Raw genomic sequence first — 15,714 nt, forward strand, 5'->3', positions numbered from 1 at the left:
CAACGAAGCATCCCGGCGGTGGCCGCCCCACGTCCAGGCATCACCCCAGGTCAACGACCAGATCTACGGCTGTAGTACTAGCCACCGGCCCTTCGCACCCCGAATGGAACCTCGCCGAAGCCAAGCGTCACCGCGCCAGAGACCTCAAATGCTTTGCCAGAACCCCGATTATCGAGTGGTCTTACAAACTCAGGCGCCGGATCTGCCATTCGGCGTCAGTATCGCCAGCCTCGGCCGCACGGTGATACCAGCAGAGCGCTTCCTGCCGGTCACCCAGCTCGTTGTACCGGACACCCAGGTTGTACATCGCGTCGCGAACGCCACGCTCGGCGGCCTGGTGATACCACGAGATGGCTCCGTCGTGGTTGCCGTCATTCAACTCAAGGATCCCCATACGGAACATCGCCATCTCATTGCCGGCGGCCGCGGCTTGGGCATGCCAGGCGCGGGCAGCTCCGAACTGTTCGCGTCGTTCACACTCGAGCCCGAGTTGGAGCATTGAGTCGACGTGCCCTTCAGCCGCTGCGTGCTCCCAGAACGTCAAGGCTCGGTCCATATCTCCGCGGCGCGCGTGCATATGGGCCAGATGCACAGCGCCGCGGACGTCCCCTGCGATGTGTGCCTGAAGGAACGCTAACTGTGCGGTCTCATTCGCGCCGCGCCGGAAAGCTTTGATTCCGTCGAGAATGAGCGAGTCGGGATCCGGGGAGTTGGTAGCCCTCGGCACTGACGAAGCCGGGGTTACGGTAGGTGCGCTGGGCGCAGGCCCTGCCCCCGGGGGTCGCGAGGCAGGAGGGCTGGACGCCCTCTCCCGACTGAACCAGCCCATATTTTCCTCTGCCTTTTGGTGACGCTTCTGACGTTCGGCGACGAAAGCGTTACCCAACACATCACGATGTTGAGCCAGCCGAGCTCCACGCTGGGACGCTAGAGCAGGTCATAAGTGCCGGTCAAGCACCGACCGGGTGAACCGCATCTGGCTGCCTTCGAGGTGTAGACGAAGTGCGCCAGAAAGCCGGACGGGGAGTACCGCTACATGGCGCTCCCCGCGATCAGATGCCGTGTCCTGAGCCGGGCCGATCGCGTCGGCGCCGCGGCGCGGAACGGACATCGCGGTGAGGACCTCCGTCAACGCCGACTTTTGCGAGTGCGGCGGTAGTGCGCAGCACCCCGCAGGGCCTCGAGTAGCGACCGCACGCGCCACATTGGCGCTGTGGGTGGCCCTCCCTGCGGCAGGCTCACGCTGGCGCGCGAGCCTCACAGGCCCGGGGCATCCGCGCCGGTGGATGGTCGCGGATGCGGTGGTGCGACAGCGGGCCGGACTACTCGGCTGCCCGAGCTGGTCGCGGGGTTAGCGTGGTCCGTGGTCACGTGACTGGCGGCCCAGGACTCCTCGGCCTGGCGGAGTCCGTCACGGACGGCCTCAAGGAGCCCGGGGCGCATCGGGGCAGGATTTGCCCCAGCTCGGAGGGCACCGGTGATGAGGCTTGTGAGCCGGCTCGCGGGGTCCGCGTGCTGGAGCACTCCCCACACGAGAGGTGGGTGCCACGCTGCGAGAAATGCCGCGGCGGCGGCAGTGGTCGCGAGCATGGGCCGTTGTTCGGCCGGCGCTGCACGGTAGGTGCGGACCAAGGCTTCGACGCGGTCATGGCGGGGATCTCCGTCGAGAGCGGACGCGAGCACGGCATCGCGCACGGTGACGTCTGTAGTGACTAGATGTGCCAGCGACTGCAGATGAGCCGGGTCGTCGATGCGGCCAGCAGCAATGTGGTCCAACGCGGCGACGGCAAGATCTGCGCGCGTGGCAGGCGAGACGGTGGTCAGATACTTCGCCTTAGCCCGGTCCAGCGGCCCGAAGAGCGGTTCGGGAAGGGGCGCGACTGAAGCGAACAATTCCTCGCGTGACGCTGCCGGGGCGCGCATGCCCAGACCGACCATGTCGGGTGAGGCCTGGGGGATCGGGAGTGCCGAGCTCCACGGACCAGCCGGGTCCTCGACCGACCGCCAGGTGCCGTCGAGAACCTGAACAGGCGTCGAAGCCACCTCGAGAGCATCCTCAATCTGCTCGGCAAGGAGTTCTGCGCGATCGTTCCCGTGGGGGCCATACCCGACGACGAACACATGCGCGACAGGATCGGCGTCCTGCATGTTCCTGCGGAAAGAGGCGACGACATCGCGTGTATCGATGCCGTCTTCCCACTGGAACGCGCCGTGCGCGATCGCCCGCTTGTCGGTCCCAAAGAATCCCACGACCACATGGTCGTCGGTGAGGTGGTGGCCGATCGTGAAGGGGATCTGCGCGACGTAGTGGCCGATCGATGGGACCTTGATGGTGGACATGGCTCGCTCCTTGTCGTCCTCTTGCCTGTGACTACGAGGTGCGCGCTCCGCGTCGCAGATGACGTACGTCGTGCATGCTTGCGGCCCGTGACCGCGAAGGTCACGGGCCGCTCGTTCTCGCGACGGTTTCAGAATCCAGGTCCGGGAAGGTCGGGACGTGCCTCACCTCCTGGTCCCGGTGGCTGCGACGGCGGATCGGGACTCGACTTTCCCGATTCGGCTCGTTGATGCTTTGAGACGCGGAGGTTCCTGATCCGGCGCCGGACGGCATCCATGTCATCCCGGCGGGCAAGGGTGTTGTCGATCGACACGTCGGCGTCGAGACAGTGATCGGTGTTCGCGGTGAGCCCGGCGGCTCGGGCGTGGTCGGTGACCTTCGCCAGACCCGCGGTCAGATCTCGGTCCAAGCCGAGCCCGGTCGAGTGGACCACCAGCTCCGAGGAGCCCCAGACGCTGGGACGTGCATCAAGTCGGCCCAAGACGTGGCTCGGGTTCGCGCGGAAGTACTGGTTGATCCGGACCTCCTGGCCACGAACGAGCTGGACCGACGTGGGTAGGAACGTGTGCGACCGGATGGGTGCGCCGAAGTGGCGACGCATGATCAGCAGGTCGACAACGGCGTCGTTGCCCGGGTTCTCCCGCAACGCGCCGGACGGCAGGCGCAGGGCTCCGACGAGCTCGCCCAGCTCGGTCAGGAGGCGACGACCCTCGACGTCGGAGTCGTCCAGCACGTCGCGGGAGACCAGAGCGATGGTGTAGCCGCCGGGTTCGGTGTTGGCCAGGCAGCCGATGATGCCCAGGATCTGCTCGATCCTGCGATCGCTGCCGACCCCGGGCCGGTGAAGCGCGACGTCGGTGTAGGCCGGGACGGCTATAACGACGTCGAACCGGTCGTGATCGACGTTCCGATCCCATGTGCGGAGCAGAATCCCTGGGTGTGGGGCCTGACCCGGCAGCCCGGGCCGCTTGGGGATCGTCGCGGCCAGCCTCGACAGGGCACCTGGATCCATGCGTCGCTCGAACACCGGGACGCCGGCGAAGGTCTCGGCGTCCTGCCCAATGGTGAGCATCCGACCACCGCTGATACCGAGGTCCCGCAGCGCCGCCCAGACTCCGCGGGCGATGAGTTCGTAGGCGCGTGAGGCGTCGGTGGTGTTGTGGTCGTGCATCGCAGTGATATCGGCACGAGCAGCGGCTTTGCCATGCTCGTCGTCACCGTAGACCTGATCGAGTGCCCGCTCGAACAAGTTCGGCTTGGCGTCGTCGTCGAACATCAGATTCCCCCTCGGGGCAGCGGGCGTCCGCCCAGGACGGGCAGGGACGACCGAATGTGATCCTCGACCGCACGGCGGGCAGCGATGTCCTCGGCGAGCCAGGTCTCGAAGTCGACGGCGCGGTCGAGGATCGGGATCGGTTCCGCGGCGTCTTTCCAGGCTTCCTCCTTGCCGAACCTGGGATCTCCGGGCCACAGCGTGACCTTCGTCGGGCGGTCCTCGGTCAGCGTTGTACCGGACTGGCCGACCCAGTCGTGCAGCCGCCGCAGCGACTCGGCGAGCTCGCGGTGCCAGGAGACAGGCGCGAGCGCCGATGCCTCGGGGTCAAACGAGGCGAGCCAGGCCGCGTGCAGGGCGGAGAGCTCCCAGCGCAGCACGGCGTGCCGGTGCCACAGCGGCGGGATGTGCGTGGTTCCGAGGCCGTAGTCCCGGCGCAGCCAGTCGACCCACTCGTCCAGGACCCGCCAGTAGATCTCCGCCTCGTAAGAGGTCAGCGCCCGTAGGTTCACCGGCTGCAATGGGATGGGGGCGTCCGGACCGCTGCCCGACGTCGGCGAGCCGGGCTGGTCGTCGCCATCCTCGTCGTATTCCTCGCCGGTGAGGGCTGCGACGTCACCGGGGAGCCCGAAAGCCTTCGAGAGGTAGGCGTCCAGAAGCGACTCGGCGTCGGACGCGATCCCCTGCTGGGTGGCGTCAAAGTCCTCGCGGCCCCTGCCGTCCGGCTCCGCGCGGTACGACTCGTCGCCGCTGGAACCGTTGGTGTTCTCGTTCATGACACTCGCCGCCCTCACGCTGTCCGCGCAGCGGAGGCACGCTCGGGCACGATCAGGCCCGCGACGATCGGCTGGTCGTCGCGCATACTCGTGGACCGTGCGGCCTTCTTCCTGGCGCGGGTCAACCGGGTGCGGCGCACGGTGTAGACGGCGTTGACGGCGTCGTGCCCGATCCGGCTCGCAATGAACGACGGCACGGCGGACCGGCCGTCCTTCAGCCGGCCCGACGCGATGAACCAGTCCCCGAACCGGAACCGGTTGTGCAGCACGTCCGCAATGTCTGCGAAGGCGACCAGGTTGCAGGCGACCGGGTCGGATTTGACGTAGTCACTGTTCTCGGACCGACGGCGAGGTGGGAAGACGTCTACGCGGATCCGGACATAGGCCGTGTTATTAGCTGCGCGCCGCAGACGCGGGTCGCCGGCGAGACGGCCAACCAGGCTCGTGGACATAGGAATGGGGTTCGACATGGCTGCCTCCTGAGATCCGTTCGCCCGCCGATCGACGGGCATTCTCAGAACTCAGGTACGTAGGCAACGCCAGGTCAGGCGCTGGCTGTGAGTCCACGTGATCAGGCGTAGCCCCTGGTGAGAACTGGGGCTCACGACCGCGCGAGCTTCACCTCTCGCGGCGTCCGCCCTTGAGGTTCGCGAACGGCAGGGTGTCGTACTGCCGTCGGAAGTCGGCGATGAGTTCCGACTCCAGGTCTTCGGCTCGGTCTGCGGTCGTGGCCATCCAGCAGACGAGCAGCTGGTCGCTGTCGGCGAGGTGCCAGATGTAGCGGCCTCCCCAGTGGGCAACGGGTTCGCCGGATCCGTGGCGGCGGTACTCGTCCAGACGCTTCCGCAGGGTGCGACGGCCGTTGGTGCCGCCTGTGGCCGTTCCGATGTAGACGACCGGCGTTCCGGTGACCCATTTCCGGTCCAGCTTCGTCCGGATGACAGACGGGTCGCGTCCTTTGAACCAGCCTGCGGGATTGACCTCCAGGAACTCTGGTTCGTCGCTTGCTTCTCGAACGATGACGTAGACGCCTGGTTCGTCCGGGACCCTGGATGTTGAAAGGTCTGGGAACGGCACGAAGCCGAGAAAGCCAGCTCTGCGTAGACCTGCTGTCGTCCACTCCACGGCATCAGGGTAGAGCGGACGACGCAGGTCAAGAGACCGGCCGGTCGTGATCGCTGTGTGCGTCCTCGAACGCGACCCGCCCGGTGGTGAGTTGGCCGGCGTCCGACCGCCTCGTCCATGGCCGCAGGGTTGCAACGATCGGCGGAGCAGCCCGGAGCAGCATCAGCCCCTGTCCGAATGGCAGGGTGCGGATCACCTCGGGCGGCATGACCGGCACGCGGCGCAAGGACCGCTGGACGGAGCGGGCACCGTCAGCTCCGATGGTCCAGGAGTCGGTGATCTCGTCTTTCTCGCCGAGCAGTGCGGACAGGTCGCGCAGGTCGGAGGCCGACGACGTCCCGCCGAGGACGACCTTGACGATCGAAGAATCCCAGATCGCCGCGGCCGACTCCGCACCCCACTGGTCTCGAGCCTGGGCCAACGACTGGAAGACCGGGATCGTGGTGATGCCGGTGCCACCGCCGTCAGCCATGAGAAAGCGCAGGGACGGTAGCGGTGTGATGTTGCCGATCTCGTCCAGCGCCAGCAAGAGCGGCGGGTCCAGGCGCTGCCCCGATGAGCGCGCGGCGAGACGCCGGGCCGTCTCGGTGAGGTCTTCGATCAGCGCGGCGACGAGTGCAGACGACGCGGACGCACCGGAGCCGGTGGCCAGGAGGTAGAGGGTCCCGCGCTCGCGCAGGAACGTCTCGGGGTCGAACCGTTCTTCGGGGCCGGGCGAGACGGCGGCGAGCACGGACGGGTCCGCGAGACAGGCCAGGGCTTGCCCGACGCCCATCCAGAGGCTGTCGCGCGTGCGGGGGTCGCCGTTGATCATCCCGTCCAGACCGTCGCCCCACCCGTGTGCGGCGCCCGGGTGGCCACGCAGGATTGCAACAGCGTCGGCCGCGGCGGCTGGCGACAGGGACCAGATGTACAGGTCCTTCGCGGTGCGCCCGGCGAGCGCCGCGGCGTGGAGCATGGCCTGCAGGGCCCCGCGTGTGGTGTTCTCCCAGAACCCGCCGTTGTCTACGCCCTTGCCGCCGAGCCCGGTCTCCTTCGCGAGACCGGCCGCGCGGACCATGGCTCGGCGCGGGGTCTCGCAGCCGCGGATCGGTGACCAGCACAGGCCGGCGCCGACGTCGTTGGCCAGGCCCTGAGGGTCGAACACCGCGACCGGGCCGATCGTCCTGCGGGCCGCGATCGTCACAGCGAGCGTGTCCGGCCGGGTGGAGGTGGTCACGACGGCACCCGGCGCGTCGAGGACGGCGTTGATCACCAGGTGCAGCCCCTTACCCGAACGGGGTGGACCGAGTACGAGCATCGAGTCCTCCACCGACGCCCACAGCTCACGCCCGTGGGCGTGACCGAGGAGGTAGCCAACGTCGGACGCCATCGCTTTCTCGAGCGAGGGGCGCAATGTCGTCGACCGCTTCACCAGGGCGCGGCGGGAGGCGGAGCGGGCCAGGTCGGAGGACGACGCCAACCCGGCTGTGTGGTTGGTGTGGGCCGACGGCGTCCGCAGTCCCTTCGCGAGCCGCCATACGAACCAGATGACGATCACGGCTGCAACGATCATCACGGTGACGGCGAACCAGTAGACGAACGTGTTCAGCCCCGCCGCGCCGAGAACGGTGCCCGGGTGGGCCGGGTCGGTGAGGACCTTCAAACCGGCCGCCGCGCCGCCGTCGGGCATGGCGTGGCCGGTGAGGAACGCGGCGACGTTGCCCGCGATCCGCAGCACCGCCGACAGGGTGATCAGCGCGGCCAGGGCCATCAAGGCGAGGTTGGTCAGCTCGTCCCCGCCGCTGCGGGTGGCGTTCGTGGTGGACATGTCATCTCCCGAGTTGCGGACCGTCGGCGTGGCTGCGGAAGCCGTGGTCGAGGTCGTCCGACCCCGGCGCCGGACCGGAACGGGTCGGACTGTTGAGGGCTTCGCGGATCGCTCGGAGGCTGAGCGGTTCGTGGTCGGCTTGGTTGACGTAGATCTCGCGAGACTCCTCACCGATCGCGACGACGTCGCCGACCATTGCCCGCAACGCGGCTGGCAGCGTGAACCCGACGGCGCCGCGCTCATCGGCGGCCAGGCGTGTGATGACCACGGCGACGGCGACCTGCTCCCCCGGTGTGTACCCGCCGGCCTCGAACCAGCCCGACGACAGGCGCCCGGTCTCGGTGGGTGTCCCTGACGGTGGCTCTGTGGGTGTGGAGTCCGGTCGTGACGGCTCCGCCAACTGCGCCGGTCGTGGGCCGAGATAGGCCAGCCGGTCGCGGGTGACGACGTCGGTGAAGATGCGTCCGCCGTCGTGCAGGACGACGTGCAGCGGACCGTCGTTCGTGGTCAGGAGTTGGTCCAGCACCCACGGCACATCCGATCGCCCCAGCCGCACCTCCGGAGCGATCCCGCCGGGGCCAGGCGGAATCCACGGCTCTTCATCGACCGACACGGCGACGTGTCCTTCGCTGTCGACGTCCATCACGACGCCGACCGGTCGGGCATTCATCGCCCTAGCCCATCCGTCAGTGCCCCCAAGGCAGTGCGGCCCGGGTGTGGTGCGCGACGGGTCAGCCCGTTGTCTACCACCGCAGCGTGAGCCGAGGCGGCGGGCGAAGGCGTCGTCGGACCGGAGCGCCGTCCGGGCCCCTTGCGATCGAGCGTGCGGTCCAGGCCGGGCGGATCGCCGTCGGGCACCATCTGCGTGTCCAGGCGGTCGAGGATCTGCAACGCGATCGTCCGAACTCGGGCCGCAGTCTGCTGGACCGCCATGACCGGGTCGACGCCCTTGACCCGGGACGCCCAGGTCGACACATACGGGACGGTGTAGTCCGACGAGTCGACGCCGTGCGCCGCCAGGACGAACGCAGCCACGGACTCCGCCTCGACCTCCGCGATCCCGCGATGGGAGGGCACATCCGGGTCGTTCGGGTCGTGCCCGACCAGGTGGCCGACCTCGTGACTCAGCGTCTTTGTCCTGGCCAGCGGTTCCATGTCCGCACGGACCAGGATCTTGTCCGGGCCCCACATCGTGACGCCGTTCGCGCCACCGATCTCCGCGGCGTTCGCCACATCGTCGAGGCTGAAGTCCTTTGCCCGGATCAGCGCCGCGAGCCCGTCCCACAGCCCGGGCGGCGCTTCACCACGCAGGAGCTGCGGCGCCGGTACCTCGGGCAGGTCAGGGCCGTCGGTGAAATCGACCGGAAAGACGTGAGCCGGGCGAACGCCCACCATCCGTCTGGCGACCGCCTCGCCCGCCTCGGGCTTCTCGCCCTTGGCCAGGCGGCGGACCGAGCCGTCGTCGGCGACTGCGACCCGTGCCGTAGTCGGGGCGAGGATCTGGAACGAGTGCGCGCCGCGCATCACGTTCCGCCCCAGCTGCTGCCACTGCCGGTACCCGGCCACGAACCGGGGATACGGCTCGGGCAGCAGCCCCTTCTCGTAGGCGGCAAGGCTCTGCGTGTACAACAGCAGACAGTTACCGAAGCTGTACCGGCGAAATTTCGCGGCGAACGCCATCGCGCGCTGCCAGTCCTGCCCGCTGACGAGCGCCTCGACGGCGCCGGTGAGCGTCTCGTGCAGGGCGTCGAGCTTCGCGTTGCGGTCGACGATCTTCTCGTCGGACGTCGGGTCGTCCTTACGCATGGGTCCTCCCAGTGGGTCTCTGGGATGCAGGTGCGTGCGACGTCCTAGCGCTGGCTGCTTGTGGCGGCCATATGGGATCTGAGGCGAGTTCCGGAGAGGCCGGTCACCCGACCGTGTGCTTCTGCACCTTCCTTGGTGTCAGCGTCAGATCGTCCAGGAGAGCCACGACTCACATGTCTGTCACCAAGTTCGGCACGGCCGCGGTTGTCGCTGCGGCGGCTGCGCTGCCCGCAGCCGCAGGCTGGGCTTTCGCGTCTGCCGCGGTCGCGGTAGTGCTCATCGCGGTGGCGGGGTTCCTGATCGCTTTGCAGCGCTTCACCAGGGCCTCGGGAGCGGTCCGCAAGGATCTGATCGCGCTCGTCGACAGGATCGTCACCGCTGCTCGTGGCGAGGATGAGGCACGCTGCCGGCGAGGCGGTGACGGCTGCTCGTCCGGTCGTGGAAACGGCCCAGACACTCGGGGGGAGGACAGATGACTGGGCTCACAACTCGGACCATCGACAGCTCCGAGCACGGTCTGGTCCAGTTGCGTTGCCGGTCTACGGCGATGTTGGGGCCGCGTCGGTCTCACGTATGACCCAAGTGGCCGGGCGTGAGACTGCCCCTGCGGCCAGGTACGGATCGAGCCCCGCGACCATCTACTTCTCGTCAGGGGTGCAGTCCGCGACGACGGTGGCGAACGTGACCCCTTCGAGGTCTTCGAGTCGTTCGGGCGACTGCGAGACGACTGTGCAGTCGTTCTCGTTCCAGGTGCTCTCAGGTACGCCCTCGACGACCAGTGTCAGCCCGCGGTCATCGAGCCTGTCGCGTGCTGAGTCCAGCGGCGAGCCCACAATGCCCGGCATGTCGTCACCGCGGATCCACTCCTCGTAGAAGAACTCGTAGGCGGGCCAGGCGAACCACATCACCAGGCAACTGACCACCAGGATCCCCAAGCCCTGCGGAATCCGGCGGCTGAGAATCATCACGATGCCGACCAGCGCGGCGATCGGGGCCGCGATCAGGACCGCGAAAAAGAGCAGGACGAACGCGATCGCGTAACCGAGCAGTGAACCGATCTGCCGATCTGACGCCCCAACGTGGACCGGACCCACGCTGCCGCCGACATAGACACCCATGCCAGAACTGTATTGGCCCGACATGCACGGTTCGCCCGTTGTGCGGGGTGAACTGTCGAAGCGACTATCCTCCTCGCCCGCGATCCGTCCCAACCTGACAGCTGTGCCGAGTCGGTGGCCTCGCCTGCGTGGACACCCCGCCCCGGAGCTGTCTCCACAGCCTGTCCCGATGCAGTCCATAGCTCGTCGGAAAGGTCATCGATGTGCCGCGCCCCGGCGGGCCCAGCGCCAGTCCATGGACAGGAACAACTTCGAGGTGCAATCTCCAGGCGCTCAGGTTCGTTCGGGATGTCGGAGTGCTGGTCGGCTGCGAACGGTAAGTTGCCACCGCTGTATGCCTGGAGCTGTGGATTCGATCGTTGGTCAGCGGAAGTGACGGTTTGCTCGTAGGGTTGACGGATGGTCGACCTGGTTGAACCGAGTGGTCCGTGACCCTTGTCGCGCTGCGTGGTGGCAGCGGCGAGGACGAGGCGCTGCGCTATCCCCAGGATGTCGAGGACTTCGAGCAGGAGATCGTGGACCAGCACGCGCTGGCGATGAGCGCGGCAGGACTGAGCGATCAGCACGTGGCATCGTCACGGTCGGTCGTGGTGGAATTCGCCCGGTCGTTGACCGTCCCCTTGTGGGCGGCCTCGTGCCAGGACGCTGACCGGTTCCTGGCCGAGCAGCGACGGCGAGGGCTGAGCGTGACCACACGCGCGGGCAAGGCCGGGGTCCTGGCACGGTTCTACGAGTTCGTCATCGGGCGCTATCAGGGGCAGATCCACCGGCTGACCGGGGTCGTGGTCGAGCAGCCGGTGGACGAGTTCAACCGGCAGTCCGGGGCATCGCTGGGCAAGGTGCGCGTGCCGCCGTCGGAGGTGGAGGTCGACAAGCTGTTCGCGGGGTGGCGCACGTCGGTCGGCGAGGCTCGGAAGTATCTACCGGCGGCCAGGGACTACTTCGCAGCGTCGTTGTGGCGTCGGCTGGGGCTGCGGATCAACGAGACGGTGATGCTCGACATCCGCGACTGGCGCCCAGATCTTGGCGGGATGGGCAAGCTCCACGTCCGGTTCGGCAAGGGGTCACGCGGCCGTGGACCGAAGCAGCGACTGGTCCCGGCAATCAACGGCGCTGACGAGCTCATCGACTGGTGGCTGGCCGAGGTGCGCCACCAGTTCGGCGACGACTGGTCGAACCCAGACGCGCCGATGCTGCCGTCCGAGCGGTTCGATGACGAGCTGGGCAGGTGCGGGCGGGTGGGGTCGAACGCCTTGCGTCGCACGCTCGGTATCCAGACTGGGCTGTGGCTGCCGTCGTGGTCGGGTCGGTTGACCCCGCACGTGCTGCGGCATTACTGCGCTTCGTCCCTGTACGGGGCCGGGATGGACCTCAAGGCGTTGCAGGAACTGCTGGGGCACCAGTGGCTCGCGACGACGTCGGGCTATATCCACGTGCGCAGCGAGCACGTCGAGCAGGCGTGGAAGAACGCTAATCAGCGGGTCGCGGCCCGCTTCGGGGAGGTCTGAGGATGAAGTGGAACCTGCGGCTGACCGCAGCCGAGCGCGGGATCTGGAAGTCTGCGCAGATGCGGCGCATGCTCGCCGAGGCCGGGTTGGAGATCAGCGCCGGGAAGATGTCCTCCTGGTGGGCGGCCAGCCCGCCGGTGATCCGGCTGGAGGAGCTCGATGTGCTGTGCGCGGTGCTGGGGTGCGTGCCCGGCGACCTGCTCATCCCGGAGCCGGAGAAGGTCGCTGCACGGCGCCCGGCCCAGGCCGAGGCGGTCGGCGGGGAGCATCCGGGAGCCACGGTGGTGACCCCGCGGTTCGGCAAGCCACGTTCGCAGCCGCCGCTGTGAGGTGGATTCGGTGAGGCCGGGTCCGGGCGCGCCGTTGCGCCCGCCACCTAAGTGCAACGGGTGCCAGACGGCGAAGGTCGCCTGGTCCAAGCCGCGGGTCGACTACTGCTACGCATGCCTGCCCGGTGGCCCGTTCACCCCGCCGCCGTGCCGGGCATGCGGTTCGACGGCGTACTTCAGTCAGGGACTGTGCGAGGCGTGTCATCCCGGCGGGCCGAGGTTTCTGTCCTCCTGCACCAGCTGCCTGGCGTGGGGCGTGTTCCGGCAGCACAACTGGATGTGCTGGACCTGCCGATGGTGGGCCACCCACTTCCCGACCAGCACGTGTGACTACTGCGGGCGCACCGCGCCGGTGGGGGACGCCGGCTCCTGCCGGTTGTGCCTGGAGCAGGCGCGCATGCTCCACGAACCCGGCCACGGCATCGACCTGGCCGGAGCGAACAAGCACGGCCAGCAGATGTTCCTCGCGAACATGCCCACGCCCACGCAGGTGCTGCGCCCACCGCCGCCACCACGGCGACCCAAGCGCCGCCCCAGTGCACCGACCCGACCGTTCCGCCCGGTCGACGGCATCCAGGGCGCGCTGCTGACCATGACGCCCGACCCGCAGCTCGTGACCGAGCGCGCCCGGTGGGAGGACGGAGAGCTGACCCGGCACTGCCACCAGATCGTGCGCGAGCACGCGGCCCAGCACGGCTGGTCGACCCGGCAGCGCAACGACGTGGTCCGCTCGCTCCGGCTGCTGCAGACCTACCGCAGCCGCCCCGAGGAACGGATCCGCGTCACCGACGTGCTGACCCTGCCGACCTACGACGGCAACATCGTCTCCACCATGGACGTCCTGGAGGCGGCCGGTCTCCTGGTCGAGGACCGCATCCCACGCATCGAGACCTACTTCACCACCAAGACCCGACACCTGCCCCAGCCCATGCGCGGCCAGCTTGAGACCTGGTTGAGCGTCATGATCGACGGGTCGAGCACCGCTCCCCGCCGCCGTCGTCGAGCCCCGGTCAACATCCGCCAGCAGATCCACGCACTCACACCGATCCTCACCGACTGGGCCGACCAGGGCACCACCTCCCTGGCCGCCGTCACCCCCGGGATGGTCACCGATGCCCTGCCAGCCTTTGGACACCGACGCGCCACGACAGTGACCGGCATGCGATCGCTCTTCTCGATCCTCAAGTCCCGCAAGGTCACGTTCCAGAACCCCGCCCGCACCCTGGCCAACCCTGGCACCGGAGGCAGCACACCGCTGCCGCTGGACACCGCGGCGGTCCGTGCCGCGCTGACTTCGTCCGACCCGGCCGTGGCACTGGCGGTGGCGCTGGTGGTCTTCCATGCCCTGACCAACCTCCAGGTCCGACGCGTCCAGCTGACCGACATCGCCGACGGTCGCCTCCAGGTCGGCGACCGCAGCATCCCCCTGGCCGACCTGGTCCGACCCCGGCTACGTGCTTGGCTCGACCACCGTGCGAAGACGTGGCCGAGCACGATCAACCCGTACCTGTTCGTCACCCAACGCAGCGCACCGCGCCTGGTCCACCCGGGCACGCAGTTCCCGTGGAACAGGACCACCCTTCGTCCGCAAGCTCTTCGGGAGGACCGCATCCTGACTGAGGCGCACGCCAGCGGCGGGGACGTGCGCCGGCTGTGCGACCTGTTCGGGATGAGCGTGGAGGGCGCCAGCCGCTATTGCGTCACGCAGGCCTCGCCGATCGCGCCACTGAACCACGGGCACGAACCGGAGTCCCGCTGAATCTGTCGGGCGGCTCGTCGGGTTCGAGTGGCGGGAGACGTCCGAGCGCGGCAGTCGCCGCCACGCATCCACCAGAGCGGTCGAGCAGAGTTCAGAGCCTTCGCAATGGCGTCCTGCGGGCAGCTTGCGCTGTGTAGAGCGGAGCTGGTCAGGCGAGGGACAGGAACAGCTTCTCGAGCTTCGCGACATCGAGCGCAGGTTCCCCGCTGGGTGTCGTCGGCTCGGTCAGGCATTGCTTCATGCCGGACGCGATGATTGCGAAGCCCGCCCGGTCGAGCGCTCGTGAGACAGCGGCCAGTTGCGTGACGACGTCCTCGCAGTCCTCGCCTGCGTCGAGCATGCGGATGACGGCGGTGAGTTGACCTTGTGCCCTTTTGAGGCGATTGCTGACCTTGATCATCTCCTGGGGATCGAGTTCCACCAGGTCCTCCCTTCGGTGTTGGCTCACCGTCGGTGAGCGCAGCTGGTGGTTCAGGCGCTGCGAAGCGTGGAAAGAGCCGTTCGCAGGCGGGTGCCGGCGTCGTCGGCAACGGCCCGGAGCGCGTCGTTGGTGGTGACCTCGACCATGACGGCGGGGTCGAGCGCCTCCACGACGATCGTGTTACTGGTGCCCTCGCGGACGACGACGTTGCACGGCAGGAGCAGCCCGATGCTGTCCTCGACCTGGAGGGCGGCGTGGGCCAGGGGCGGGTTGCAGGCGCCCAGGACGACCTGGCGGGGAACGTCCACGTCGAGCTTCTTCTTGAGGGTCGCGGCGAGGTCGAACTCGGTCAGGATGCCGAAGCCCTGCTCGGCGAGGGCGGCGCGGACTGCATCGACGGTTGCGTCGAAGGAGTTGTCGACGGTGGTGCTGATTGCGTAGGTCATTGTTGTCTCCTTGTATCAGGCCGGCCGGGTCACCGGCCGGTGGGGTCCACAGTCGAGCACGGGACGGACACACCGTGTGACCGGTGGCGGGACGCTCCGCAGGTCGACGGACAGCGTATGGGTGTCTTTAGCAGTATCGCCGGGTGTGGTCAGGGGTGGTGGTTCGTGGTGCTCCTCACGGGCAGGTGCACTGCTGGTCCTTGGGCACGTCGGCCATGACGGCGTCGACGTGCATGCCGCAGCCGGTCCAGGTGACCTTGCCGCAGGTGCTGCAACGGGCGGGGCTACACATGGTGGCTCTCCTTACGGGTCTTGCGGGCGGGGGGTGGGTCAGCGGCGCACGGAGCCGCCGGCGGCCTGCCAGGCGCCGATGCCGCCGGAGAGGCTTGTGGCCTGCATGCCGAGGGTGCGCAGCTTCTTGGCTGCGCTGCGGGAGCGGACCCCGGAGGCGCACATCACCACGACGGGTTTGTCCTGGTCGAGGCGGCGCGGTGCCTGTGAGGTGTTCGAGAGCGGGACGTGCACGGCCTGGGGTGCGTGGCCCTGGTTCCACTCGGCGCGCTCGCGCACGTCCAGGAGGCTCGCCCCGTCGCGAACGAGCTGGACGGCGGTGGGTCCGTTGACCGTCGAGGGCAGGGTTTCGTCGTCGGTGCGCCCGAGGATGCGACGCAGGGTGTCGAGCAGGCTCACGGGTGGGCTCCTTCGATGGTGCGGTGTGGGGCCGAAGCGGGTGGCGCGCAGGCTGAGTCGGTAGTCGGACAGGTTGTGCGCATCCGAGCCGCGCGTGTATCAGAACGCGCGGTACGTGCTCGGACTACTCAAGGACGGCGATCCCCACGCTCTTGTCTGTGCGGCGGATGTAGCCAACCGCGCCCGTGCCGCCAGCGACATCAATCGCCACGACGGTGCGCCGCGGCATGGTCATGTTCGATCCTTGACGCGCTGGACATGAGCCTACTATACCCCAGGGGGTATTAGGTGCAAGTTGAGCCTGGTGGTTCCTGC

Annotated in this window: 17 protein-coding genes; 4 read left to right on the forward strand and 13 right to left on the reverse strand. The window is 68.3% G+C overall.

Annotated features, from left to right (window positions below):
• Positions 1 to 181 precede the first annotated feature (181 nt).
• From ACYVK7_RS19755 to ACYVK7_RS19795, 9 genes are all read right to left on the reverse strand, one after another.
• Positions 182 to 544 carry a tetratricopeptide repeat protein gene (locus ACYVK7_RS19755; RefSeq protein WP_460889420.1) on the reverse strand — a complete coding sequence of 121 codons (363 nt, stop codon included), beginning with the start codon at positions 542 to 544 and terminating at the stop codon, positions 182 to 184.
• A gap of 713 nt (positions 545 to 1,257) precedes the next feature.
• Complete coding sequence (locus ACYVK7_RS19760; RefSeq protein ID WP_460889421.1) at positions 1,258 to 2,340, reverse strand: hypothetical protein; 1,083 nt, start codon at positions 2,338 to 2,340, stop codon at positions 1,258 to 1,260.
• A 128-nt stretch (positions 2,341 to 2,468) separates the two neighbouring features.
• Positions 2,469 to 3,614 carry a hypothetical protein gene (locus ACYVK7_RS19765; protein WP_460889422.1) on the reverse strand — a complete coding sequence of 382 codons (1,146 nt, stop codon included), beginning with the start codon at positions 3,612 to 3,614 and terminating at the stop codon, positions 2,469 to 2,471.
• Complete coding sequence (locus ACYVK7_RS19770) at positions 3,614 to 4,387, reverse strand: hypothetical protein (protein WP_460889423.1); 774 nt, start codon at positions 4,385 to 4,387, stop codon at positions 3,614 to 3,616. The genes ACYVK7_RS19765 and ACYVK7_RS19770 overlap by 1 nt, the downstream gene beginning before the upstream one ends.
• Before the next feature lie 14 nt (positions 4,388 to 4,401).
• A complete protein-coding gene (locus ACYVK7_RS19775; RefSeq protein WP_460889424.1) occupies positions 4,402 to 4,899 on the reverse strand; it encodes a single-stranded DNA-binding protein in 498 nt (165 codons plus the stop codon).
• 106 nt (positions 4,900 to 5,005) lie between these two features.
• A complete protein-coding gene (locus ACYVK7_RS19780) occupies positions 5,006 to 5,512 on the reverse strand; it encodes a hypothetical protein (protein ID WP_460889425.1) in 507 nt (168 codons plus the stop codon).
• Between the two features lie 28 nt (positions 5,513 to 5,540).
• Positions 5,541 to 7,322: a type IV secretory system conjugative DNA transfer family protein gene (locus ACYVK7_RS19785; RefSeq protein WP_460889426.1), complete on the reverse strand. Its 1,782-nt coding sequence runs from the start codon at positions 7,320 to 7,322 to the stop codon at positions 5,541 to 5,543.
• Between the two features lies 1 nt (position 7,323).
• A complete protein-coding gene (locus ACYVK7_RS19790) occupies positions 7,324 to 7,992 on the reverse strand; it encodes a hypothetical protein (RefSeq protein WP_460889427.1) in 669 nt (222 codons plus the stop codon).
• A complete protein-coding gene (locus ACYVK7_RS19795) occupies positions 7,989 to 9,128 on the reverse strand; it encodes an ArdC-like ssDNA-binding domain-containing protein (RefSeq protein WP_460889428.1) in 1,140 nt (379 codons plus the stop codon). The genes ACYVK7_RS19790 and ACYVK7_RS19795 overlap by 4 nt, the downstream gene beginning before the upstream one ends.
• A gap of 173 nt (positions 9,129 to 9,301) precedes the next feature.
• Between ACYVK7_RS19795 and ACYVK7_RS19800 the strand changes: the two genes are divergently transcribed.
• The gene (locus tag ACYVK7_RS19800; RefSeq protein WP_460889429.1) at positions 9,302 to 9,604 is read left to right on the forward strand and encodes a hypothetical protein; all 303 of its coding nucleotides are present in this window, start codon (positions 9,302 to 9,304) and stop codon (positions 9,602 to 9,604) included.
• A gap of 162 nt (positions 9,605 to 9,766) precedes the next feature.
• Here ACYVK7_RS19800 and ACYVK7_RS19805 read toward each other — a convergent pair whose 3' ends face one another.
• The gene (locus tag ACYVK7_RS19805) at positions 9,767 to 10,246 is read right to left on the reverse strand and encodes a PASTA domain-containing protein (RefSeq protein ID WP_460889430.1); all 480 of its coding nucleotides are present in this window, start codon (positions 10,244 to 10,246) and stop codon (positions 9,767 to 9,769) included.
• Positions 10,247 to 10,674: 428 nt separating this feature from the next.
• Between ACYVK7_RS19805 and ACYVK7_RS19810 the strand changes: the two genes are divergently transcribed.
• From ACYVK7_RS19810 to ACYVK7_RS19820, 3 genes are all read left to right on the forward strand, one after another.
• Positions 10,675 to 11,754 (forward strand): tyrosine-type recombinase/integrase, encoded by a 1,080-nt coding sequence (locus tag ACYVK7_RS19810; protein WP_460889431.1) that lies wholly within the window; start codon positions 10,675 to 10,677, stop codon positions 11,752 to 11,754.
• Positions 11,755 to 11,756: 2 nt separating this feature from the next.
• Complete coding sequence (locus ACYVK7_RS19815) at positions 11,757 to 12,083, forward strand: helix-turn-helix domain-containing protein (RefSeq protein WP_460889432.1); 327 nt, start codon at positions 11,757 to 11,759, stop codon at positions 12,081 to 12,083.
• Positions 12,084 to 12,480: 397 nt separating this feature from the next.
• Entirely contained in the window at positions 12,481 to 13,842 is a 1,362-nt protein-coding gene (locus ACYVK7_RS19820) for a hypothetical protein (RefSeq protein WP_460889433.1), read from the forward strand.
• Between the two features lie 148 nt (positions 13,843 to 13,990).
• Here ACYVK7_RS19820 and ACYVK7_RS19825 read toward each other — a convergent pair whose 3' ends face one another.
• From ACYVK7_RS19825 to ACYVK7_RS19835, 3 genes are all read right to left on the reverse strand, one after another.
• Positions 13,991 to 14,263, reverse strand: a complete 273-nt coding sequence (locus tag ACYVK7_RS19825; protein ID WP_460889434.1) for a metal-sensitive transcriptional regulator — start codon at positions 14,261 to 14,263, stop codon at positions 13,991 to 13,993.
• A gap of 50 nt (positions 14,264 to 14,313) precedes the next feature.
• A complete protein-coding gene (locus ACYVK7_RS19830) occupies positions 14,314 to 14,709 on the reverse strand; it encodes a DUF302 domain-containing protein (protein WP_460889435.1) in 396 nt (131 codons plus the stop codon).
• Between the two features lie 330 nt (positions 14,710 to 15,039).
• Positions 15,040 to 15,399 (reverse strand): rhodanese-like domain-containing protein, encoded by a 360-nt coding sequence (locus tag ACYVK7_RS19835; RefSeq protein ID WP_460889436.1) that lies wholly within the window; start codon positions 15,397 to 15,399, stop codon positions 15,040 to 15,042.
• Positions 15,400 to 15,714 lie beyond the last annotated feature (315 nt).

The organism is Promicromonospora xylanilytica, from assembly GCF_054782895.1.

Bases quoted from the DNA above. Each gene is read 5' to 3' on its own strand.
- ACYVK7_RS19795 (WP_460889428.1), bottom strand. From the start codon at position 9,128: ATGCGTAAGGACGACCCGACGTCCGACGAGAAGATCGTCGACCGCAAC.
- ACYVK7_RS19770 (WP_460889423.1), bottom strand. From the start codon at position 4,387: ATGAACGAGAACACCAACGGTTCCAGCGGCGACGAGTCGTACCGCGCG.
- ACYVK7_RS19790 (WP_460889427.1), bottom strand. From the start codon at position 7,992: ATGAATGCCCGACCGGTCGGCGTCGTGATGGACGTCGACAGCGAAGGA.
- ACYVK7_RS19805 (WP_460889430.1), bottom strand. From the start codon at position 10,246: ATGGGTGTCTATGTCGGCGGCAGCGTGGGTCCGGTCCACGTTGGGGCG.
- ACYVK7_RS19785 (WP_460889426.1), bottom strand. From the start codon at position 7,322: ATGTCCACCACGAACGCCACCCGCAGCGGCGGGGACGAGCTGACCAAC.
- ACYVK7_RS19775 (WP_460889424.1), bottom strand. From the start codon at position 4,899: ATGCCCGTCGATCGGCGGGCGAACGGATCTCAGGAGGCAGCCATGTCG.
- ACYVK7_RS19815 (WP_460889432.1), top strand. From the start codon at position 11,757: ATGAAGTGGAACCTGCGGCTGACCGCAGCCGAGCGCGGGATCTGGAAG.
- ACYVK7_RS19830 (WP_460889435.1), bottom strand. From the start codon at position 14,709: ATGACCTACGCAATCAGCACCACCGTCGACAACTCCTTCGACGCAACC.
- ACYVK7_RS19765 (WP_460889422.1), bottom strand. From the start codon at position 3,614: ATGTTCGACGACGACGCCAAGCCGAACTTGTTCGAGCGGGCACTCGAT.
- ACYVK7_RS19800 (WP_460889429.1), top strand. From the start codon at position 9,302: ATGTCTGTCACCAAGTTCGGCACGGCCGCGGTTGTCGCTGCGGCGGCT.
- ACYVK7_RS19760 (WP_460889421.1), bottom strand. From the start codon at position 2,340: ATGTCCACCATCAAGGTCCCATCGATCGGCCACTACGTCGCGCAGATC.
- ACYVK7_RS19820 (WP_460889433.1), top strand. From the start codon at position 12,481: ATGCTCCACGAACCCGGCCACGGCATCGACCTGGCCGGAGCGAACAAG.